Origin of the sequence: Desulfovibrio sp. SGI.169, assembly GCF_050313595.1 — a bacterium.
Lineage (GTDB): Bacteria > Desulfobacterota > Desulfovibrionia > Desulfovibrionales > Desulfovibrionaceae > Desulfovibrio.
Genome location: NZ_JBNPLS010000009.1, coordinates 37,803 through 58,463, shown reverse-complemented (window position 1 = coordinate 58,463; position 20,661 = coordinate 37,803). Strand labels below are relative to the sequence as shown.

Below are 20,661 nucleotides of genomic sequence, written 5' to 3'. Positions count from 1 at the left end.
TGCTTTTGTGTCAAAAACGACACGCGGCGGGGCTGTTCTGTTCTCATTTGTCGTGCGGAAACGCTCTTGAAATAGCCTTCCGTTCTCAAGTCTTTCTTTTCGCGCTTGTTAGAGGTCGGTCAAGCGTCGGGACCGCATCAGTCAAGGGAAAGTCAAGCATTCGTCAAGCCGGATTAGCCAGTACCGCCATTCTCATTTCTCTTGCCCCCCTATAGCCGTCCCCGCGCCCTGCCATGAACACTTCGGCAGGCTTGCGACCGCGCAGGTGGGTACGGTGCTGCGGGCGCTGGGCGTATTCGGCGAAGTAGCGCGCCACCTGGACATGGGTTTCTTCCAGCGTCAGGGGGCGGGCACCCATCTTTTCGTAGAGCTTGCGGTGAAGGTCCTCGCCGCGCTTCATGCGGGCGGGCTTGTGGGCGATGTCAAAGCCCGTATATGACGGCATCCAGACCTCAAGGCCGTGCATGGTGCCGAAAAAGCGTTCAATGGGCTTGCTCTGGCCGTGGTAGGGCCAGGCGTGGATCACCTTGCAGCCAAGGCTTTCGTAGAGGCCGAAGATGCCCGCCTGCTCAAAGTCCGGGCAGCCCTCGAAAAAGCGGGCGCGGAAGGCGCGGCCATTGTCGATGTACACAACGCGCGGGAATTTCCCGAGCAGGATGCAGGTTCGCCGGAAGGCGGCGGAAATGCTTGCCGTGTTCTCGGTGGGCATGATTTCCCAGCCGAGCGGGCAATTACTGGCACCGTCATAAAAAAGCAGAATGGTCATCCGCTTGGGCTTGCCCGTTGCCGGATTGATTGACTCAAAATTGAGGGTATGGCCGTCTGCGATTACGATGTCGCCAACATTGACCAGGCTCCAGTCCCGCAACAGGGAAATGGCGCACTTGTCGTTCCACGCCTTGCGCCCTTCACGGAACAGAGTCCATTCGTCAAAGCAGGTCTGCATATAGGACTTCACAAAGCGCCGGATTGTCGGCTCGGAGGGGACATAGAGATTTTCCGCCTGGAACCGCTTGCGCACCTCGTTGGCACATTGGCTGATGTTGGGCGCATTAGGGTTGAGGATATGGCCGAGGATAAGGGTACGGTGGCGCTCCGTGAGGAGCGTCCGCCCACGGTGAGCCACGCCGCGCTTGTCCGTCAGGGTGAGGACGCTTTCTGTCCTTTCCAGCGCCACCTTCCAGCGCTCAATGGATTTCCAGCTAGTTTTGCCGACTTCTTGCAGGAGTTGTGGCCACGCGCCGGAGAGATAGGCGGAAATGAAGTCTTGACGCTGCTTTTTGCCGTGCCCAAAGCGCCTAAGCCATGAAAGGTACTGCCGCACCAGGTCTGCGCGGGCCAGGGCCTTGTTGCGCCTGGAATCGTCCATGATGGCGGCTTGTATGGTGGCCGGGAGAGCCGGAAGGCGCGGGGCGGAAGTGGCTTCGGCCATGAGGGCTTTTTCTTCGGCTGCCTGTATGGCGAGGCGCGTATCCTCCGGCATGGAAGCCACAAGCCATTCCTTGCCGCCGCCACGCCCACGCCGGGGGCGGAATTGCCAGTTTTCTCTTGCAGAGCGCCGAATTACTGTGGACGCCGCAGAAATTTGCAAAACTGCCATTATTTCCGCTGTAGTGTATGCCGTCTTGATTGCCATTTCTCTAACCTGCCAGACGGATGGTGAAGCCATTAGGCGGCTGTCTTTTCTTTTACGCGAGGGTCAAAGAGATATGCTGTCGGCACTCCCAGGTCCTTGAGAGCATCCAGGACTTTGTGGCAATGCTTTTTCCCTCGAACCGTTGCGGAGACCGTTTCATAAGAAACGCCAATCTGCCTCCCAAGCGCCGCCATACTGAGGCCCCGGTCATCCAAAATTTCCCGGATAAGATACCGGTGAGCAAAGCGCTGAATCCCGCAGGCTGCCCGGTTCATAAATCATTCTCCAGCTTCCGCTTGCGCTCTCGCGCCGCCTTCATTTCCCACACGGCGCGCCCGTAGTCCCGGAACTTCATGTCCTCTTTGGTCATCAGGTCCAGGCCGAGGGACTTCGCTGCCGCGCGGAGCGGCTCCATATTTTCAGTAGCCGCGCAAAATATCAGCACAGCCATAAGGGAAGGCGTGTGCGTGGTGTCAGCAGGGGACAGCCACTTGTCCAGGGTGTCCTTGCTGATGTTCTTCTGGTTTCCCTGCGTGAGTCGGACGCCCGCCTGGCGCGCTATGGCATTCATGCGGTCAGGAAGCGCCTTGCGGCCTTCGCTTTCAGGCGCGCCCACCGTTGCCCGCATGGCCGCCCGTATGGCGGCCATTGCGCCGGCAAGTTGGTAAGAGGTTTCGAGCAGGGAAAGCTGCGTCATTGTGGCTTGCCTCTAAACCTGCTCCACGGCCAGTTCCACGAGCTTGAGAAAAGATGTCGGATCCACACCGGTTGCCAGTCTGGCGTCCCGGAGATGGTCCACGAGTTCGTCAATGGCCTCGATGAACCCGTCCAAAAACCCATTCAGACCGAAGCGGTTGTAATGGGCGATCGCTGCCTCATCCGTAGGAAAGAGGTCGCTCCGGTCCTCGATGACTGGCCGGATAAGGTCCTCGAAATCTTCTTCCGAAACCTTGGAGCCCGTGCCGTAAAGGAAGTCCTGGTATTCCATTTTGTCCTCCGCTCGTGTCCAAACTCGGCTTTGCCGTGGACGTTGATTTCAACAGGTGGAGCGGCTAAAGTCGGCGTTGTCAGCGTTGAAAATTCAACCGCTCGCAAGTCTTTTTTCTGTCATTTTTTGCGCATAGTCAATCAAAATCTGCGCAAATCTAAAAAAATTGCGTTTTTGTGATTTGCGAGCAATTTTGTAGGGTTATAAAGTTTTCCGCGCAAAATATTGCGCAAAACTTTGTTTCTCAAAAGGTTTGCGTGATGAATGACTTGGCAGCCCGCTTGATAAAATTGAGGAATGGACAACCCCGCAGAGCCTTCGCCGAGCAAATGGGAACCACTGAAAGCACCCTCCGAAACTACGAGAAGGGTGTTTCCAGTCCCACCGCAGAATTTTTAAGAAATGTCTGTCATAATTTGCGCATTTCTTCGGACTGGCTTCTGATGGGCGAGAACGGCCTGGAAGGTTCCGCAGCCACGGTTTCCCCACCGGAGGCTCTAAACGCCATACAGGGATGTTCCATTCAGGAAACGGGCAAAGACTGCGATGTCGATTTGATTATGGTTCCGATGGTTGAGGCGCGCTTATCAGCGGGCCACGGGAGCTTAGAGGTGAGCGGGGAGAGTGACCGCAGCTATGCGTTCCGTTCAGACTTCCTCCTTCGCAAAGGCAATCCAAAGAACATGGTTCTTATGCGTGTGGACGGGGATAGTATGCAGCCGGAAATCATGGATGGAGACGCCGTGCTTCTGGACCAGAGCAAAACAGACATACGTCTTGGCAAAATATTTGCGGTAGGCTTCGAGGATGCCATCTATCTTAAACGCATCGACAGGGTGCCGGGGAAGGTGATCCTCAAAAGCACGAACCCGGCCTATCCACCGCTGGAGATTGATGTCCAGGGCCAGGAGCAGGACCTTTTTCGGGTTATCGGACAAGTCCTCTGGATAGGGCGCGAATATTGAAAAAATGGGCCGTTTTTTGTGTTTGAATCAGCACACGGCCACGCGCGCGCAATTCTCACCTTAAATGAAAAAGGGGCCGCAAAACGGCCCCGCGTTCTCAACTCTTTTTCCTGACGCTTTTTGGGCTTCGGTCAAGCGCCTAAGCGGCATCAGGCAAGGGTTTGTCAAGCATCGGTCAAGGACGGAACAGACCATCCCCTATTCTCATATTTCTTAACTCCCTATAGCCGCTGTGATCGCAGAGCGGTTTGCCAATGAAGTCACCCAAACCGCTCTGGCGACAGCCTTGGCTGACGCCCGCCATGCCATGTGAAAGCCCCCGCGACGCGACATCGCGGGGGCTTTCGGCACCCGAAGCGGCACGGCCATTTTCAGGCATCGCCGGCAGGAAGACTCAACGGCATGATATGGCTGGCCCTACAGGGTGATCAGTTCATACTGGTCGCTGCCCATGCCCATTTCTTTCATGTAGGAAAGCTGGCGCAGGCCGCTGCGGCTTTCAATGCGTTCCACCAGGTCGCGCCGCTGGTCTTCGGGCAGGGCATAGACCATATCCACCGACGCCTTGTCCACGGCCAGGATGTCCGTGGAAGCCAGGATGCCGATGTCCGGCGTTGTGGGCCGGGCGGCGCTGGTTCCGGCGCAGTCGCAGTCCACTGACATATTGCGCAGCACATTGATATAGGTGATGCGCGGCCCAAAGTGCGCGGCAACGGCCTTGCCGCCCTCCACCATGCGTTCCATGAAGTTGGGGCCGCCGGACCAGAGCTCGTCGCCTTCCCGGTGCAGTTGCGCCTTGCCCACCTTGCCCGAAGCGCACCCGATGGCGATGTTTTTCAGCGAACCGCCAAAGCCGCCCATAGTATGCCCCTTGAAATGGGTCAGCACCAGCATTGAATCATAGTTCAGCAGATTCCTGCCCACGGCCACTTCCCTGAACCATTTGCCGCCGGGCACGGGCAGGGCGGCATCGCCCTCGGCATCCATGATGTCCACGGGGCAGAAGGTCCAGCCGTTTTTTTTCAGGGTTTCCCGATGCCCGGCCGTGGTCTGACGCGGGCTGTTGTAAAGCACATTGCATTCCACAATCGTGCTGTCGGGAATGGCGGCCTGAATGCGCCGCACCCAGGGGCGGGGCAGAATGTTGGGCCCGTCGGGCTCGCCGGTATGCAGCTTGATGGCCACCTTGCCGCTCAGGCCGGCATTGACGTTGGCAAAAATCTTGAGCAGCCCTTCCGCGCTGAGGTCTCTGGTGAAAAAAACCCGCGCCTTTTCCGGGGCGGCGCCCAGAACCGGAGCGCTCTTCAGAAATACGCCCGCGGCCAGCGCGCCGGCGGTCAGCGCGCCGCCTTTCAGAAAGTCGCGTCGAGAATAGCCGTTCATAACATCCCCCCTGGAGGTCTTTTCCCTTTTGACCGCGCCGCTTTTCATCAGACGCGGCGCTGCCGCTGACGGATCTTGCCCTCAACTCTCGTGAAGCAAACCGCCCGCCGCGCAACAACGCTCTGTGGCAAAAAGCCGCCTTGCGGCGGACGGATTCATGGCCTGCGCACAGATTAGCCGCGCGTCGGCAAAAGAGAAAGATACGATTCTCGCGAAAAATTGCCTGATTCTGCCATCAATATGCACGGGCGCGCTGTGGGGAGGCCCGGCCGTGAAACCGAACATGCGGGGGCCTGGGGTCTGCCCCAGAGCAAATGCCTTTTTCAAAGGCAATTCGTTCTAACAGCGCCCGTAGGTGTCTTCAAACCGAACGATGTCGTCCTCGCCCAGATAGGAGCCGCTCTGGATTTCAATGATCTCCAGAGGCAGCGGCCCGGCATTGGCCAGGCGATGCCTGACGCCCAGCGGAATATAAGTGGACTGGTCCGCATGCAGTTCCAGCAGTTTGTCGCCCACGGTGACCCGGCCCACGCCGCTGACCACCACCCAGTGTTCGGCCCGCTGATGGTGCAGTTGCAGCGACAGGGAAGCGCCGCTTTTGACCATGATGCGCTTGACCTGAAAGCGCTCGCCCAGAGCCAGCGTTTCATACCAGCCCCAGGGACGGAAGACGCGCAAGTGGGTGTCCTTTTCAGATCGGGCCTGCCGGCTGAGCCGGGCCACCAGGGTCTTGACCTCCTGCGAATGCTCCTTGCCGGCCACCAGCACAGCGTCGCCGGTTTCCACCACCACCATATCCCTGACGCCCAGCGCGGCCACCAGCCGACCGCTGGAATGCAGATAGCTGCCCGATACGTTTTCGGCCAGCACATCGCCCACCAGCGCATTGGCGGCGGCGTCCTTGGCCGCCGCGTCATACACGGCGCTCCAGGAGCCGAGATCGCTCCAGCCCGCGTCCAGCGGCACCATAGCCGCCAGAGATGTTTTTTCCATCACCGCATAGTCAATGGAGTCCGCCGGACAGGCGGCAAAAGCCTCGCCCAGCCAGATAAAATCATGTTCTTCAGCCCGCTCTTCCCAGGCGTCGGCGGCGGCGCGGAACATGTCCGGCGCGTAGCGGCGCAGTTCACTCAGAAACAGCGACGCCCGGAACAGAAACATGCCGCTGTTCCAGTAGTGGCCGCCCCCGGCCAGCATGGCCTCGGCCGCCTCGCGACGGGGCTTCTCCACAAAGCGACGCACCGCAAAGCCCGTGCTCAGGGCCTCCCCCCGCTGAATATAGCCGTAGCCGGTTTCCGGGCCGTCCGGCTCAACGCCAAAGGTCACCAGCCGCCCCTGGCCGGCGCAGGCCGCGGCTTGCGCCACGGCGCGGGCGAAGGCCCCGACCTCACGAATCACATGGTCGGAGGGCAGCGCCAGCAAAAGCGCATCCTCGCCCCGGTTCCGTTCCAGCGCGGCCTGGGCCGCCACGGCGATGGCGGGCGCGGTGTTGCGGCCTTCCGGCTCCAGAATCACGCGGCCCGCGGGCTCCAGCCCCTGCTCCTGCATCTGGGCGGCGGCCAGAAAACGCTGTTCCCTGTTGCAGATCACCAGAGGCGGCGTCAGTTCCGGCAGGCCGCCGAGGCGCTTCAGAGTGTCGCCGAACAGCGTATGCCCGCCCATGTCCATGAACTGTTTGGGATACAGGCGGCGTGACAGCGGCCAGAGCCTGGAGCCGGCGCCGCCGCACAAGATCACGGGACAAAGTTTCATTGACGCTCCCCACAGGACGGCATGCGGAACAGCTTTTTGCAAGGCTCGGCGCATGCGGTTCGGAACTCGTTTCATGCTTCAGCCCTGGGCCGAAGCATGAAGGCCATTGGCTCAAAAAAATATGATTTTTTGCTCATTCACGGCGCGTTTTGCATCGCGCCGGGCTCTCCCCCGGCCTGAAAGGCATTGCGCGCGAAGCATGAGACGACTTCTACCCAGATTTGCCCGCTTCGACAATGCGCCCCGCGAAGAGAGCACAGGCCTTATCCCTCTTTCTCCGACGGCGCGTCAACACCGACGCGCCCCATCAGCCTTGCGGGAACGCCGCCCACAATGCTGCCCGCCTCCACGCTTCTGCTCACGACCGCCCCGGCGGCCACCACAGAGCCGTCGCCCACGGTCACGCCGGGCAGCACTATGGCGCCGGAGCCTATCCAGACATTTTCGCCGATGATTATGGGGGCGACATGATGAATATGCCTTTCATCGGGCCGCAAGCCGTGATTGATCGTTGCCAGCGTAACGCGGTGGCCGATGAACGCGCCATCCCCCACCGTAATGCCGCCCTGATCCTGAAAACAGCAGCAGGCATTGATAAAGACGTTTTTTCCCAGGCGGATGTTTTTGCCAAAGTCAGTATAAAATGGAGGAAACAGCCTGAAAGAGTCGTCCACTTCCCGCCCGGTTATGCGCCGCATGAAATCGCACACCTCATCAGGCGCGTGATATGCGTTGTTCAGCTCCGCGGTCAACCGCATGGCTTCATATGTATAACGCTCCATGAGTTCACAGGCTTCCGTTCCCGCCGTCAGGGGCTTTCCGTCATCCAGGTATTGCAAGAGCTGTTCAAGATTCACGGCGTCGTCCTTGTAAAGTAAAGTGACATGATATCCGGGCCTAATCCAGTTCACGGCCAACCCACACCGCCCGCCCGATAATCCGCACAAGATCCGCCAATTGTTCGCCGACGCCGACCTCAATGGGCGCGTAGTCAGGATTGACGCTGCTCAGAATCAAACGGCCGGGCATGGCGTTGACGATTTTCAGGTAGACCATGTCCTCCACGCCCACCGCATAAATGCGGCCCGGCACAGGCTCGCTCTGGGACTGGTCGATGAGCACCACATCGTTGTGCAGAATGCGCGGCTGCATGCTGTCGCCGGACACGCGCAGCAGCGCCATCCGGGCGGGGTTGCCCTTGCGGTGCAAAAAATCCCAGCGGAAGGCGTAATGACGCAGTATTTCCCCGCCGGTTTCAAAACTGCCCGTGCCGGCTGAAAGCCGCGCCTCCACCATGGGCACCATGACCAGACGCGCCTCTGAAGTGTCCAGAATGCCGCCGTCGGCGTCTCCCTTGCCGGCCAGCAGCCAGTCCAGAGAGCAGCGCAGCGCCTCGGAAAGACGCACGGCGTACTCCCCCTTGGGCATTTGCCCGTTCTCATACTGCTGAATGGTGGTCAGGCTCACGCCCACCTGGGCCGCCAGCTCCCGCTTGCGCAGTTCGAGCTGCAAGCGACGTCGCCGCAGCCGCGCGGAAAAACCATTGTGAACATCGGGGGCCAAAAGGGATGTCGAGCTCATGGCGCTGCCTTTTTTACGTCAATAACGTAAGGAGGTTAGACGGAACATACAGGGAAAATTATAAATTTTTATTTTGAAAAAAATATGAAAACATGCAAAATGGGCATTGTTTCTGGCAAAGATAGACAATTTTCGCGCATAAGGCAAGATTTCCCTTGAAATAGCGCCATATTCACGTCTTCCCCAGGTTCGCCGCCCACTTTTGTGTCTCGCGCGGCAGTTCTTTGCAGGCCCCTGATTAAAAGTTTTCTTTTTATAATATAATTTTTCTTGATAAATAACATAAAAACATATATCAAGATGAAAAACCTGTTTTTTGTGGTGAGAACCTTGATAGGGAGCATGGCATGTCCGAACTGCAAGATGAAATCCAAAACCTGAGCGCTGTGCTGGAACTTTTGCAAATCGAGGCGCGCGGCGTCCAGCGGCCCGTGCTGCGTCTGGCCAGCAGTCACCTTCGTCTGCTGGCCAGAAACCTGTCGCTTTACGACGATCGCGCCGGTGGGCTTCCACCGGCGCGCGGCGGCGCGGCCCTTCCCCCGCCGTCACGGGCGAGGTCTGCCATGTGCCCCAGTAAGGCCGCATCCAATGCCGACCGGACGGGCTGCAAGGGGCGTCCCCCGCTGCCGCGCGGGCGCGACTCCTGGGGGCATGCCCTGCGTCTGGCCCGGGAGGAACGGGACTGGGAGGAACTTCTGCCCTATCTGCCGGACAATGTGCGCCAGCTCTGGAACGCCCTGCGTGACGCGCGCCTGCTCTGGCGCGTGCTGCAGGCATATGGCGGTCGCAATGTGCGCGTGCCCCGGCTGGAGCCGGACGCCAACAACCCCCTGCGCCGCCGCCTGGGCCTGCGCTGCGTGCGCAGGCTCATGGCGGTCTTTGGCGGCACTTTTGTCTATGTACCGCGCTGTAGCGCCCTGCGCGAAAAACTGCGCCAGCGGGAAATCATCGAAGCCTTCGGCAGGCATACGGCCCACGGTCTGAGCAGCACCGCCGCCGTGGCGGCCCTGGCCCTGCGGCATGACCTGTCTGACAGGCGCATCTGGCAGATACTTAAAAAGGATGCCTCGGCCCCGGCCCAGGCCCGCGTGCTTCGCCGTCTGGGCGATTCCGCAGCCTTGAGCGATGCGGGCAAGGGCCGCAAAAATACTTTCAACATGGAGTAATCATTACTTATTTTAACAACAAACAAGCTTTCGCTTTTTTTAAGCCCGCCATTTCGCGGGCTTTTTTTTGTTTTTCCGGGAAAGCGCGCCCCCCGGAAAGGCTCTGGCCAGCGCCGTTCAAGGCTTTCACCTTACTGAAACCCTTCAGTCTTACGCACGCCGGGCTTTTTGGCATGTTCTACCCACGCCGCCGGATTTGGCGGCGGCAACCCCAACGCCAAGGAGCCGTCATGTCCGACGCCTTTCAACTGGCCCATGCCTTCACCGCCCGGTGGGAGGGCGGCCTTTCCGACCACCCGTCCGATCCGGGCGGCCTCACCAACCACGGCGTTTCCCTGCGCTGGGTGCGGGAACTGGCCCGGCAGGCCCGCGAGGAATGCCGCCGCCTGCTCCGCAGCTGCGACGGCTGCGCGCAACGCTCCACACCCCGGTGCGGCTGGTACAGCCTTGACCTTGATACGGACGGCGATGTGGACGCCGACGACATCCGGGCCTGCACCAGGGCCCAGGCCGCAGCGCTGTTCAAGGCTCATTTCTGGGACAAGCTGCACTGCAAGGCTCTGCCCCTGCCGCTGGCCGTGACCCTCTATGACGGCGCGGTGAACATGGGCCCGGCGCGCGCCACGCGCCAGTTGCAGCGGGCCATGAACGTCACGGGCGATGCGCAGCTTGACCACTACAGCCCCATTGCCGAGGACGGCGTCATGGGCCCGCGCACCCGGGAACTGGCCGAAGCCCTGGCCGAGGCGCATCTGGATTTTTACGCGGCCCGGCTGAGCCTGCGCCTGCGTGAAACCTTTTATCGTGATCTGGCCGCCCGGCGGCCTTCCATGCGGGTTTTTCTGGCGGGCTGGCGCAACCGCGCGCGTTCCCTGGCGCAATACCTGGCCGAACTGGAACGGGGGGCAGTCTGATGTGGGCCCTGCTGGGAAAACTGCTGGGCGGCGTGGCCGGAGGGCTGTCCAGGTCGCTGCCGGATCGCGGTCGCCAAAACGACGCCCAGAGCAGAATCAACGAAACCGAGGCAAGCGGCGCGCCCGCCAGCCGTCTGCGACTCTGGCGCTCCTTTCTGGGCTGGATTCTGAGCCTGCTTTTCGCCTGGGAGGTGGTGGGCAGGCTGGTTGTGATTCCCCTGTTCTTCGCCGGCTGGGAACGCGATCTGCCGCCCTCGGCGCTGGAGCAGATCATGGCGCTTCTGCTGGGCATGCTTGGCCTGGGATTCTAGCGTCTCATTGCAAAAATTCCGCGCAGAATTCCGCGAAGAATTTTTGCGGGATCGCTCGCGAAAAAACGTGGTTTTTCGCACTGGCCGCGTCACTGTGCGTTTTTTGAATGGCGGCGGCGAAACCTGATGAAAATATCCGTCCCGCAGATGCTTTCATCGGCAACATGCTCTAACGGCAAGGAGATTCCCATGCTTACCGAAATATTCACCTCTCCGGGCGCATCGCTGCTGATTCTCGTTGTTCAGGGCCTGTTCGCCTGGGCGCTCTGGAGCCTGCGCCGCGCCTTCGTGCGCGGCGACGACTACCAGCTTCACCTTCAGCGCGAAGCCAGGCGCGAGGCGGCCACGGCCCGCCGCCTGAGCGCCCTGGAGGAACAGCTGCGGCAAATGCCGGCGGGCGACGACATGGCCGGTCTGCATGGCGAGCTGGCGGCCCTGCGCGGTGAAATCCAGGCCCTGAACGCGCGCATCTCCGGTCTTGACCGCCTGCTGGAACGGCTGGAGCACGGCCTGGATCGCCAGGAAGACCGCCTGAGTCTGCTGCCCGGCCCGCGCTGCGCCGCCGGCGCGCCCCTGACCGGGAGCGCGCGCTGATGGCCCGGACGGAAGCCCCGCCCCCCACGCCGCCCGCCAAACTTCTGGACAGCCTGGAAAAACGCCTTGACCTGCTCAGTCGCACCCTGGATGACGCTGAAATAGCGGAAAAGAGCATAGATATCGTCAGGGAAATCAAAGAGCTGCATATGATTCTGCGCTCCTTGCGGGAAGCCGCCCCGGCGGAAGCGCCCGTCCGGCGTCTGGTGGTGGTCTGGGGCGGCCCCGCGAGCCGGGGCGCATCCTCCGCCGGGCCGGGCGTGACATCCGCGGCCCGCCGCAAGAAAAACGCAAGCTCCACAGACAGGTGACGACATGCCCTGCGTGATCCCCTATTGCCCGCGCCCGCTGCAATGGCGCTTTCATCAGGAGCGCACCCGCTTCTGCGTGCTGCTCTGCCACCGCCGCTTCGGCAAAACCGTGGCCGCGGTCAATGACCTGATCCGGGAGGCGCTGCGTCGTGGCGGCGCGGACTGGCGGGCCGCCTATGCCGCGCCCTTTCTGAGCCAGGCCAAGGCCGTGGCCTGGGATTACTGCAAGCATTTTGCCGGGGCCGTGCCGGGCACGCGCTTTCTGGAAAGCGAGCTGACCTGCATTCTGCCCCACGGCGCGCGTATCCGCCTGCTGGGCACGGACAATGCCGAGGCCCTGCGCGGCCTGTATCTGGACGATCTGGTGCTGGACGAACCGGCGGACATGCCGCGTCGGGTTTGGAGTCAGGTGCTGCGGCCCATGCTGGCCGACCGTCAGGGGCGCGCCCTGTTCTGCGGCACGCCCCACGGCACGGACAACCTGCTCTACGATGTCTGGCGGCAGGCCGGGGCCGACGCTGACGGCCTGTGGTCGCGCTTCCGCTTTCCGGCCTCCAGCACCGGCTATCTGCCAGAGGCGGAACTGGCCGCCGCCCGGCGCGGCATGGACGAGGCCGAGTACCGGCAGGAATTTGAATGTTCCTTCGCGGCGGCCGTGCGCGGGGCCTATTACGCCTCTTTGCTGGATCAGGCCGAAAACGAGGGTCGTATCGTGAACCTCTCTCCCGCGCCGGATCTGCCGGTGCATACAGCCTGGGATCTGGGCATGGACGACGCCACAGCCATCTGGTTTTTTCAGGTGGAGCCGTCCGGCCAGTGGCGCATGCTGGACTATTACGAGGCCAGCGGCGAGGGCCTGCCCCATTACGCCCATGTGCTGCGGCAGAAAGCCCTGCCCCCCGGTCAGGGCGAGGCCGGTCCCGACGGGGCCGCGCCCGGCCGGGGCTTCTGCTACGGCCGCCACCTGGCCCCGCATGACATACGCGTGCGCGAACTGGGCACGGGCCAGAGCCGCATGGAAAGCGCGGCGCGTCTGGGCATCAACTTCAGCCTGGCACCCTCCCTGCCCCTGGCCGACGGCATTGACGCCACCCGTCGCCTGCTGCCCCGGCTCTGGTTCGACGCCGCGCGCTGCGCCCACGGCATCAAGGCCCTGCGCTCCTACCGGCGGCTCTGGCGGCCCCGGCAGGAAAACCCGGCCTCCGGCCCCCTGCACGACTGGGCCAGTCACGCGGCTGACGCCCTGCGCTATGCGGTCACGGGCTTTCGGCCCCTGCCGGATACCAGCGGCGCGGCGCGACGCGCGCGCACGGAATACGATATCTTTGGCGAAGCCACAGGGACAGAACGCTGAACAAAGGACGGCTGATGAAACTCCGTTACCGCCAATGCCTGGGCAAGCGCGCCCGCGCGGCCCTCTTTCGCCAGATGCAAGAGGAAGGTTTGCTGCCCTTTGCCATGAGCGCCTGGGCAAAGCCCACGCTCAGGGACTGGCTGGCGCTTACGTCCGCCGGGGGCGACGCGTCGGTATTGTTGCGCTGCGAGGACGAAAGCGGGCGCGTTCTGGGCTGCGGCCTGTTCACGCGCCAGCCCTACCGCGTCTGGCATTTTGACTTCACGGCCTTTCGGGCGGGTTTTGCCGTGGCGGCGCAACAGGCGCGCGGCGGCTTCGCCTGGATGTTCAGGCGGCAGGACTGCACCTCCGTCATGGGGGTCTGCCCGCTTCCCAACCGGCATGCCTGGCGACTGGCCGAAGCCTGCGGCTTCCGTATTCTGGCGCGTCTGCCCAGGGCATGTTTTTACGCCCGCAAGGGCACATATGTGGACGGCGTTCTGGTGCTCTGCACCAGAGAGGCTGCTGACAAAGGTCAGCAGCCCCGAAAATCAGGAGCAGGTTGCGGCTTCGCCGCGCCGTAAGCGAGTGATTTTCGTGTCTTTCAAGCCCCAGAGCGGCTTAAAAGGCGCAAACGCCGCAAAGCGAGCTTTGTCATCAATCTGGCTGGTGCTCTGCACCAGGGAATATCTGAACGCGGTCATGCAAACAAAGGAGGTCATCATGGGATTTGGAGGAGGGGGCGGCACGCCCAGCATTCCCGAACCCGCGCCCGCGCCCAAGCAGGAGGTGCAAAAACCCGTTACCGAGGCGGCCACGGCGGCCCGGCAAAACCAGCGGGACAAGGCCGCCAGGGCCGCGGGCATCGGCGGCTCCATCTACACCAGCCCCCTGAACCGCGCGGACGGCAACACGCGCAAAACCCTGCTGGGGCAGTAAACCATGAACGCAAGCCCCATCAGACGCGACGTCTTTGGCGCGGGCGACGCCCCCCGCATCAGGGCGGACGTGCGCGCGCTGGCCCGCCGCCACCGCGCGCTGTTGCGCCGGCGCGCTCCCTGGGATGCGGCCTGGCAAAGCCTGGCGGACCACTTTCTGCCCACGCGCTGCCGCCTGCGCCCCGCGGGCGGCGACGCCGAACAGGGCCCCATGCTCAACAGCCGTCTGGTGGACGCCACGGGCATTCTTGCCATGCGAACACTGGCCGCCGGCCTGCAGGGCGGGCTGACCAGCCCGGCCCGGCCCTGGTTCCGCCTTTCCCTGGACGACGCCGAACTGGCCAAAAGCCGCGCCGGGCAGTCCTGGCTGGACGAAGTGGCCGCGCGTATGCGCGTGGTCTTTCAGCGCTCCAACTTCTACAACGCCATGCACGCCCTTTATGCCGAACTGGGCACTTTCGGCACGGCCTTTGCCTTTGAGCTGGCCGATACGCGCTGGGGCTTTCGCTTTGTGCCGCTCTGCGCCGGGGAATACGCGCTGGACTGCGACGCCCGCCACAGGGTGAACACGGTTTTTCGCCGCGTCTCCATGAGCCTGCGCCAGATGGAAGAGACCTTCGGCGCAGCCGCCCTGCCCGAATCGCTGCGCGAGTCGCTTCGCCGCAACCCGGAGGAGCGGCATACGGTGGTCCAGGCGGTCTTCCCCCGCCGCGGGCACACGCCGGGGCGGCCGGCGGCCGCGGACATGCCCGTGGCCTCGGTGCACTGGCTGGAGGGGCGCGAGGGCGGCGCGCATGCCCTGCGTGAATCGGGCTTTGCGTCCTTTCCCGGTTTCGGCCCGCGCTGGGATGCGGCCGGCAACGACATCTACGGCCGTTCCCCGGCCATGGACGCCCTGCCCGACTGCCGCATGCTGCAACAGATGGGCATCACCACGCTCAAGGCCATCCACAAGGCCGTGGACCCGCCCATGAGCGTGGCCGCCGGGCTCAGGTCCGTGGGGCTGGATCTGACCCCAGGCGGCATCAACTATGTGGACAGCCCGCCCGGCCAGAGCCCGCAGGCGGCCACGCCGCTGCTTCAGGTCAGGCCGGATCTGGCCACGGCCCGCACGGCCATGGAAGCGGTGCAGAACCAGATTCGCGCCGGCTTGTACAATGATCTCTTCAAACTGATTCTGGAGGGCCGCGCCCAGGTCACGGCCAGTGAAATCGCCGCCAGGGAGGAGGAAAAACTGGTGCTCATCGGGCCGGTGCTGGAACGTCTGCACGACGAGCTGTTCATCCCGCTCATTGACCGCACCTTTGAGCTGATGCGCGGTCTGGACATGCTGCCGCCCTGCCCGCCCGAGCTGGCGGGCCGCCGCCTCAGGGTGGAATTTGTCTCCCTGCTGGCCCAGGCCCAGAAGCTGGTGGGCGTCAGCGCGGCGGACCAGTACCTGGCCCTGACCCTCAGGGCCTCCGCGGCCTGGCCCGAAGCGCTGGACAGCCTTCATGTGGACAATCTGCTGGACAATTACGCCGAAAGCCTGGGCCTGCCCGTGAGCCTGACCCGCCCGCCCGAAGAGCGCCGCCGGCTCCGCCAGGCACGGGCCGACGCCGCCCGAAACGACGCGCTGGGCAAACAGCTTGGGGAAGCGGCGGGCCTGCTCAAAACCCTGGCCCAAAGCCCGCTGGCCGGGGCCGGAACAAACGGCGGGGACGGCAGCGTGCTGGACGGCCTGCTCAACCTGCTGCGTCACAGCGCGGGCCAGGCGCAGGCCCCGGATGCGGACGCGCAAGCCCCGGTCTCTTCCGCAGGGGCGCTGTGATGGATGTTTTCTCCCCCTATGAACAGGCCCCGCAAGGCGAGGCCCTGGCCTGGCGCGAGGCGCAACGGCAGGAGCAAAAACTGCGCGCCGCCGTGGACGCGCTCATGGACGGCCCGGACGGTCGCTGCCTGCTGCGCTGGCTGCTCCAGCTCTGTCAGTGCTTTCAGGCCCTGGCCCCTGCGGAAAACGCCCGTCTGGACACCCATCGGCTGATTTTCGCCGAAGGCCGCCGCTTTGTGGGCATGCGCCTGCTGCGGCTCATGCAGGAGGCCGATGCCGGCCATCTGCCCCGGCTTTTGCAAACCAAGGAGGACGACCATGCCATCTGAAACGGATTTTCCCCTGCCCGGCTTCATCCCCGGCGACGACGCAGCCGGAAGCGACGCCACGGCCAGCCCGGCCAATCCGGCTGCGGCCCCGGCCACGGCCCCTCAGGAGGCGCGCCGGGACGAGGCGCGGGCGGACGGCATTGACGCCGAGGCCGCCTTCAACGAGCGCATCACGACCCGTCTGCGCCAGCATGAAAATGAACAGCGCATGCGCTGGCAGGCGCAGGTGGAGCAGTGGCGGCGGGAGGTGGCCCGCGACCCCGACCTGGGCGGCGACAATCTGCCGGCCTCCGTGGCGCGCGCGCAACTGGCCCTGGATCGCTTCGACCATGACAGAAGCATAGGTCGCCTGCTGGAACAATCCGGCTACGGCAACCATCCGGCGGTAATCCGCTTTTTCAACCGCATGGCCGACGCTCTCATGGAGGACAGCCCGGCCCTGGGGCGGCCGGAACACGAAATGCCCCCGCTGGAGGAACGCATGTACGCGGGCTGGAGTTCCAACAGCTGAGCCACGCATCCCGAGCGCGTTTTCAACCTGAACCTGTTCCGAAAAACCGCGGCAGCGCCGACAGCATGAGGTAATTATGTCCAATACTCTGGGTTTTGTGGTTTCCCTGGCTGAAATGGAGCAGTTCTACCGCGGCGGCAAGGCCGGGCAGATCATCGAACTGATGAACAAAACCAACGACATCATGGACGATGTGCTCTGGATGGAGGCCAACCAGTCCGACGGGCATCTGACCCGCATCCGCACGGGCCTGCCCGAGGTCTACTGGCGCAGGCTGTATCAGGGCACGCCGCCCTCCAAGTCGCAATGGAGCCAGGTCAAGGAAGGCTGCGGCATTCTGGAGGCCATCATGGAACTGGACGTGGAGGAACTGCGCCTCTACGGCAACCGCGACAAATCCTTCCGCATGAGCGAGGGGGTGGCCTTTGCCGAGGCCATGCGCCAGAAAGTGGCCGCCACCCTCTTTTACGGCGACAGCAATCTGAACCCCGACGAATTTAACGGCCTGGCCATGCGCTACCCGGCCCGCGACGCCAACAACGTGCTGGACGCGGGCGGCCGCGACGAGGGGGGCTGCACCTCGCTCTGGCTGATCTCCTGGGGGGCGCAGGCCGTGCATGGCATCTACCCCAAGGGCAGCAGCGGCGGCCTTTCGCATGAAGACCTCCGAACCTACATGGCGCAAGATTCGGACGGCCGCAAATATCAGGTGGTGGGCGACAAGTACAACTGGCGCTGCGGCCTGGCCGTGCGCGACTGGCGCGGCGTGGTGCGCGTGGCCAACCTGCCGGTCAAGGATCTGAACAAGCGCAAGGGCCAGAGCGGCTTCATCGACCTGCAAAAGCTGACCATAGAGGCCAAAAACCACATGCCCCAGCATTTGCGCCAGAAGGCCGTCTGGTACGCCAATGCCGATGTGCTTACGGCTCTGGAACTCCAGAATTCCGACGCGGGCAACGTGCAGTTGCAGTATGGCGAATTTTTCGACGCCAGGGCCGTGCCCGTGCTGCACGGGCGGCCTGTGCGCCAGTGCGACGCCGTGCTTTCCGGCGAAAACGCCGTATAGGGCATTGACGCAAACCCTTTCGCGCACAAACACAAGGAGCTTTCATGGCCATCATCGACCGTAACGCCGTTTTTTTTGAAGGCCCGCTGACCGCCGACGTCCAAAGCGCGGTCGTGCCCCTCACCGCCCTGAAACTGCCGGGCCGCATGGAGCCCATGCCCATGCGCGTGTCCGTCACCCAGGCCTTTGCGCCCGAAGAGGTGCAAAGCCTGTCCTTTACTCTTGAAGAGGCCGACGCCCCCGACGCTGCCAGCGCCGCCTGGGCCGCCGTGCCCGGCGCTACCTGGAGCTTCACGGGCGCGCAGCTCGGCCTGGGGGCACGCCTTGGCCCCCGCTTTCTGCCGCAGGGCGCGCGCAAGCCCTGGTTGCGCCTTGCTTTCACGCTTAGCCCGCAGAGCGGCAAAAGCGTCAGCGCGGGGCGCATCTTCGCGGCCCTGTTGCGCGAGGAGGATTTGCCCTATGAGCCGGCGCTTCAAGTGAAGTAGGGTCAGGCCCCATTAGAGCGTTTTTTGATTGAAAATGGATATGTTCAATCAAAAAACGCTCTAGAAGACAGGCAAAAAGACTGTCCGGGCGGCAAGCCCTCTTTTTCAAACATCCACCTCAAGGACACGCATGACCATCAGTCAGATATCCATCTGGAACCGCGCTCTTGGATTTCTGGGCACGCGCAGCGTCGCTTCGGAGCGGGAAAACACGCCCGAAGCCCTGCAATGCCGCCTGTACTGGGATTCGGCGCGCCGGCAGGTGTTGCGCGACTTTCCCTGGTGCTTCGCCCAGCGCCGGGTCTGGCTCGCGCGTCTGCCCCCGCCCGAAGGTTTTGAGCGCGAATTCCGCTTTGCCTACGCCCTGCCGGACGACTGCCTCAAGGTTCATGAAGTCCGCCATGAGGGCATTGCCCCCCGGCCCTTCAGCCTGGCCCAGAATACGACGGACGCGGCCGGGTCGGGGGTCTTTCTGGTCACCGATGCGGCCCGCGCCCTGCTGCTCTATACCGGCGACGTGCGAAACAGCCGCCTGTTCGACGACCTTTTTGCCCACATGCTCTCCCGCAAGCTGGCGGCCCTTGTCGCCGTGCCCCTGCTCAAGAACAACAGCCAGAAAGTCGCCGAACTGGAAAAACTCTATGCCGAAAGCCTGCCCCAGGCCCGCCAGGCGACCGCCTCCGAACGGCGCGAATCCGCCCCGGACGACGCATGGCTGACGGCGCGACAGGGGGTGCTATGACCATGCCTTACAGCGCGAGCCGCGCGCTTTTTGAAGGCAACGGCGCGGCCACGCAATTTCCCTTTTCCTTCCGGGTCTGGGAGGAAAGCCAGCTGGTGGTCAGCCTGACCTCGCCACAGGGCGAAACCAGTCGGGCCACAGGCTGGACGGCCACACTCAGCGACAGCGGCGGCACGGTCAGGTATCTGCACAAGGGCGCGCCCCTGCCCGGCGGCTGGAAGCTGGCCATTGTGCGCAACATGCCCTTCTGTCAGGATATTGATCTGGTCAGCGGTGCCCGCTTTGACCCGCAGGTTATGGAAGACGGTCTGGATCAGGCCGCCGCCGAACGCCAGCAATTGCTGGAACAGCTCTCGCGCGCCGTGATTCTGCCGCCCACCAGCGAACAAAGCCCGCAAGAGGTGGTGGACGGCATCAGGGCTGACAGGGAACGGGCCGAGCGGGCCGCCGGCAATGCGGCGGCTTCGGCCCAGGACACGGCCCAAAACGCGCAGGCGGCGGCGCAGCAGGCCGCCACGGCCACGAGCGCGGCCGACCGGGCCAAAGCCGAAGCCGACAGAGCCGCTGAAATAGCCAGCGTGGGCCCGGCCACGCCGGACAGTCTGGGGCTGGTGCGCATCGGCGCGGGGGTGGGTGTGGACGCGGAGGGCGTCATTTCCGTGGAAATTCCCCTGGCCTCGGCGGAGAGGGCGGGCCTTGTCCGCCCGGACGGCGTCACCCTGGCGGCAGACGAAGACGGCAAACTGTCGGTCATCGGCGTTTCAGTGGTCATGACCGGCTATCCAACCGAATTCCGCGACTTCTTCGAGCAGAATCCGCCCGCGGGCTGGGCCGTGCGCAACGGGGCCGTGCTGGAAAACGCCGACGCGGCCTTTCCCGCCCTGTGGGCGGCCCTGCACGCGGCGGAAAACGCCTGGAAACGCAAGACCTCTGAAGAATGGGAGGCCCTTTCCGCCGCGGCCGGGGGCGTGGGCGGCGCGCCTTTCTTTGTGGTGGATGATGACGCCAGAACCATCAGGCTGCCGGACACGCGCGGCGACTATACGCGCGGCGCGGGGCACGCCCTGCTGCCAGACGTGGGTCAGTGGGTTCCTGATACGGTCAAGAGCCATCAGCATACCCTGTCGCCCTTCAATCCCAACGGCTGGGGCGAGGGGTCGGACGGCAGCAATCGGTGGCTGTCCAGCTACGGCGGAACAATTTCAACCGGCTGGGCGGGCGAGGCCGAATCCCGCCCGCGCACGTTCGGCATGCTGCCCTGCGTGTATACAGGAGGGAAGCAGGAATGAGCATTGTCTGGCAATACGACAGCGCGGGCCGTTTTATCGGCCCGTGCGACGACCACGGCGGCCCCCTGCCCCACAACTGCACGCGCCAAGCCCCGCCCGCGCGCCCCTGGCGCCGCGTCTGGCCGCGCTGGAGCGGCGGGGCCTGGGCGCTGGTCGAAGACCACCGCGCCCGGCGCGCGGAAGAAGGTTACGCGCCCGCGCTGGCGCAGGAAGCCACAGCCTACTGGCTGCCGGCGGAAGGCGACGACTGGCAAAGCCCGCCGCGTTACATGGATGCCCCTGGCCCGCTGCCCGCCGGGGCCGTGACGGAGCGCCCGGCCAAGCCCGCGCCAACGGAAGCGGAATTGTTCGCCTCGCTGCGCGCGAAACGCGACCGGCGCATTACGGCCACAGACTACCTGCTCATGCCGGACTATCCGCTGAATCAGGAGGTCAGGGCCAGCGTGAGCGCATATCGCCAGGCCCTGCGCGACCTGCCCGCGCAAGAGGGCGCGCCCTGGGACGGCGGCGGGGAGGCGACGCCCTGGCCGGAACAGGCGCTTCCGGCGGGGTAAGGC

24 protein-coding genes are annotated in these 20,661 nt (G+C 63.5%); 17 read left to right on the top strand and 7 right to left on the bottom strand.

Annotated elements, in window-relative coordinates:
- Nucleotides 1–163: 163 nt before the first annotated feature.
- From ACQRA4_RS06525 to ACQRA4_RS06515, 3 genes are all read right to left on the bottom strand, one after another.
- The gene (locus ACQRA4_RS06525) at nucleotides 164–1,600 is read right to left on the bottom strand and encodes a DNA-binding protein (protein ID WP_427822287.1); all 1,437 of its coding nucleotides are present in this window, start codon (nucleotides 1,598–1,600) and stop codon (nucleotides 164–166) included.
- A 307-nt stretch (nucleotides 1,601–1,907) separates the two neighbouring features.
- Nucleotides 1,908–2,333, bottom strand: a complete 426-nt coding sequence (locus ACQRA4_RS06520) for a hypothetical protein (protein ID WP_427822286.1) — start codon at nucleotides 2,331–2,333, stop codon at nucleotides 1,908–1,910.
- 12 nt (nucleotides 2,334–2,345) lie between these two features.
- The gene (locus ACQRA4_RS06515; RefSeq protein ID WP_427822285.1) at nucleotides 2,346–2,624 is read right to left on the bottom strand and encodes a hypothetical protein; all 279 of its coding nucleotides are present in this window, start codon (nucleotides 2,622–2,624) and stop codon (nucleotides 2,346–2,348) included.
- 260 nt (nucleotides 2,625–2,884) lie between these two features.
- On the opposite strand from ACQRA4_RS06515, the gene ACQRA4_RS06510 reads away from it, so the two are divergent.
- Complete coding sequence (locus tag ACQRA4_RS06510) at nucleotides 2,885–3,589, top strand: XRE family transcriptional regulator (protein ID WP_427822284.1); 705 nt, start codon at nucleotides 2,885–2,887, stop codon at nucleotides 3,587–3,589.
- A gap of 417 nt (nucleotides 3,590–4,006) precedes the next feature.
- On the opposite strand, the gene ACQRA4_RS06505 is transcribed toward ACQRA4_RS06510, so the two are convergent.
- The 4 genes from ACQRA4_RS06505 to ACQRA4_RS06490 all read right to left on the bottom strand — a co-directional run bounded on the left by ACQRA4_RS06505 (nucleotide 4,007) and on the right by ACQRA4_RS06490 (nucleotide 8,305).
- Nucleotides 4,007–4,972 carry a DUF362 domain-containing protein gene (locus tag ACQRA4_RS06505; RefSeq protein WP_427822283.1) on the bottom strand — a complete coding sequence of 322 codons (966 nt, stop codon included), beginning with the start codon at nucleotides 4,970–4,972 and terminating at the stop codon, nucleotides 4,007–4,009.
- A gap of 339 nt (nucleotides 4,973–5,311) precedes the next feature.
- Nucleotides 5,312–6,724, bottom strand: a complete 1,413-nt coding sequence (locus tag ACQRA4_RS06500) for a mannose-1-phosphate guanylyltransferase/mannose-6-phosphate isomerase (RefSeq protein WP_427822282.1) — start codon at nucleotides 6,722–6,724, stop codon at nucleotides 5,312–5,314.
- A gap of 263 nt (nucleotides 6,725–6,987) precedes the next feature.
- The gene (locus tag ACQRA4_RS06495; RefSeq protein WP_427822281.1) at nucleotides 6,988–7,581 is read right to left on the bottom strand and encodes a DapH/DapD/GlmU-related protein; all 594 of its coding nucleotides are present in this window, start codon (nucleotides 7,579–7,581) and stop codon (nucleotides 6,988–6,990) included.
- A gap of 40 nt (nucleotides 7,582–7,621) precedes the next feature.
- Complete coding sequence (locus tag ACQRA4_RS06490) at nucleotides 7,622–8,305, bottom strand: XRE family transcriptional regulator (protein WP_427822280.1); 684 nt, start codon at nucleotides 8,303–8,305, stop codon at nucleotides 7,622–7,624.
- Between the two features lie 347 nt (nucleotides 8,306–8,652).
- On the opposite strand from ACQRA4_RS06490, the gene ACQRA4_RS06485 reads away from it, so the two are divergent.
- The 16 genes from ACQRA4_RS06485 (at nucleotide 8,653) to ACQRA4_RS06410 (ending at nucleotide 20,658) form a co-directional block, all read left to right on the top strand.
- On the top strand, nucleotides 8,653–9,471 hold the full coding sequence (locus ACQRA4_RS06485) for a Mor transcription activator family protein (RefSeq protein WP_427822279.1): 819 nt from the start codon (nucleotides 8,653–8,655) through the stop codon (nucleotides 9,469–9,471).
- Between the two features lie 230 nt (nucleotides 9,472–9,701).
- On the top strand, nucleotides 9,702–10,385 hold the full coding sequence (locus ACQRA4_RS06480; protein WP_427822278.1) for a glycoside hydrolase family 108 protein: 684 nt from the start codon (nucleotides 9,702–9,704) through the stop codon (nucleotides 10,383–10,385).
- Nucleotides 10,385–10,696 carry a hypothetical protein gene (locus tag ACQRA4_RS06475; protein ID WP_427822277.1) on the top strand — a complete coding sequence of 104 codons (312 nt, stop codon included), beginning with the start codon at nucleotides 10,385–10,387 and terminating at the stop codon, nucleotides 10,694–10,696. Before ACQRA4_RS06480 ends, ACQRA4_RS06475 begins: the two co-directional genes overlap by 1 nt.
- A gap of 189 nt (nucleotides 10,697–10,885) precedes the next feature.
- A complete protein-coding gene (locus tag ACQRA4_RS06470) occupies nucleotides 10,886–11,290 on the top strand; it encodes a DUF2730 family protein (protein WP_427822276.1) in 405 nt (134 codons plus the stop codon).
- Nucleotides 11,290–11,601, top strand: a complete 312-nt coding sequence (locus ACQRA4_RS06465) for a hypothetical protein (protein ID WP_427822275.1) — start codon at nucleotides 11,290–11,292, stop codon at nucleotides 11,599–11,601. Before ACQRA4_RS06470 ends, ACQRA4_RS06465 begins: the two co-directional genes overlap by 1 nt.
- A gap of 4 nt (nucleotides 11,602–11,605) precedes the next feature.
- A complete protein-coding gene (locus tag ACQRA4_RS06460) occupies nucleotides 11,606–12,955 on the top strand; it encodes a terminase large subunit domain-containing protein (protein ID WP_427822274.1) in 1,350 nt (449 codons plus the stop codon).
- Between the two features lie 14 nt (nucleotides 12,956–12,969).
- Nucleotides 12,970–13,518, top strand: coding sequence for a GNAT family N-acetyltransferase (locus ACQRA4_RS06455; RefSeq protein WP_427822273.1), 549 nt, complete (start codon nucleotides 12,970–12,972; stop codon nucleotides 13,516–13,518).
- Nucleotides 13,519–13,585: 67 nt separating this feature from the next.
- On the top strand, nucleotides 13,586–13,873 hold the full coding sequence (locus ACQRA4_RS06450) for a hypothetical protein (protein WP_427822272.1): 288 nt from the start codon (nucleotides 13,586–13,588) through the stop codon (nucleotides 13,871–13,873).
- Nucleotides 13,874–13,876: 3 nt separating this feature from the next.
- Nucleotides 13,877–15,682 (top strand): portal protein, encoded by a 1,806-nt coding sequence (locus ACQRA4_RS06445; protein ID WP_427822271.1) that lies wholly within the window; start codon nucleotides 13,877–13,879, stop codon nucleotides 15,680–15,682.
- On the top strand, nucleotides 15,682–16,011 hold the full coding sequence (locus ACQRA4_RS06440) for a hypothetical protein (protein ID WP_427822270.1): 330 nt from the start codon (nucleotides 15,682–15,684) through the stop codon (nucleotides 16,009–16,011). The genes ACQRA4_RS06445 and ACQRA4_RS06440 overlap by 1 nt, the downstream gene beginning before the upstream one ends.
- Nucleotides 16,001–16,522 carry a hypothetical protein gene (locus tag ACQRA4_RS06435; RefSeq protein ID WP_427822269.1) on the top strand — a complete coding sequence of 174 codons (522 nt, stop codon included), beginning with the start codon at nucleotides 16,001–16,003 and terminating at the stop codon, nucleotides 16,520–16,522. The genes ACQRA4_RS06440 and ACQRA4_RS06435 overlap by 11 nt, the downstream gene beginning before the upstream one ends.
- Nucleotides 16,523–16,598: 76 nt before the next feature.
- Entirely contained in the window at nucleotides 16,599–17,588 is a 990-nt protein-coding gene (locus tag ACQRA4_RS06430; RefSeq protein ID WP_427822268.1) for a major capsid protein, read from the top strand.
- 44 nt (nucleotides 17,589–17,632) lie between these two features.
- Nucleotides 17,633–18,073, top strand: a complete 441-nt coding sequence (locus ACQRA4_RS06425; RefSeq protein ID WP_427822267.1) for a hypothetical protein — start codon at nucleotides 17,633–17,635, stop codon at nucleotides 18,071–18,073.
- 130 nt (nucleotides 18,074–18,203) lie between these two features.
- Nucleotides 18,204–18,815: a hypothetical protein gene (locus ACQRA4_RS06420; protein WP_427822266.1), complete on the top strand. Its 612-nt coding sequence runs from the start codon at nucleotides 18,204–18,206 to the stop codon at nucleotides 18,813–18,815.
- Nucleotides 18,812–20,104, top strand: coding sequence for a hypothetical protein (locus tag ACQRA4_RS06415; protein ID WP_427822265.1), 1,293 nt, complete (start codon nucleotides 18,812–18,814; stop codon nucleotides 20,102–20,104). Before ACQRA4_RS06420 ends, ACQRA4_RS06415 begins: the two co-directional genes overlap by 4 nt.
- Complete coding sequence (locus tag ACQRA4_RS06410; protein WP_427822264.1) at nucleotides 20,101–20,658, top strand: tail fiber assembly protein; 558 nt, start codon at nucleotides 20,101–20,103, stop codon at nucleotides 20,656–20,658. The genes ACQRA4_RS06415 and ACQRA4_RS06410 overlap by 4 nt, the downstream gene beginning before the upstream one ends.
- The last annotated feature ends 3 nt before the right edge of the window (nucleotides 20,659–20,661 follow it).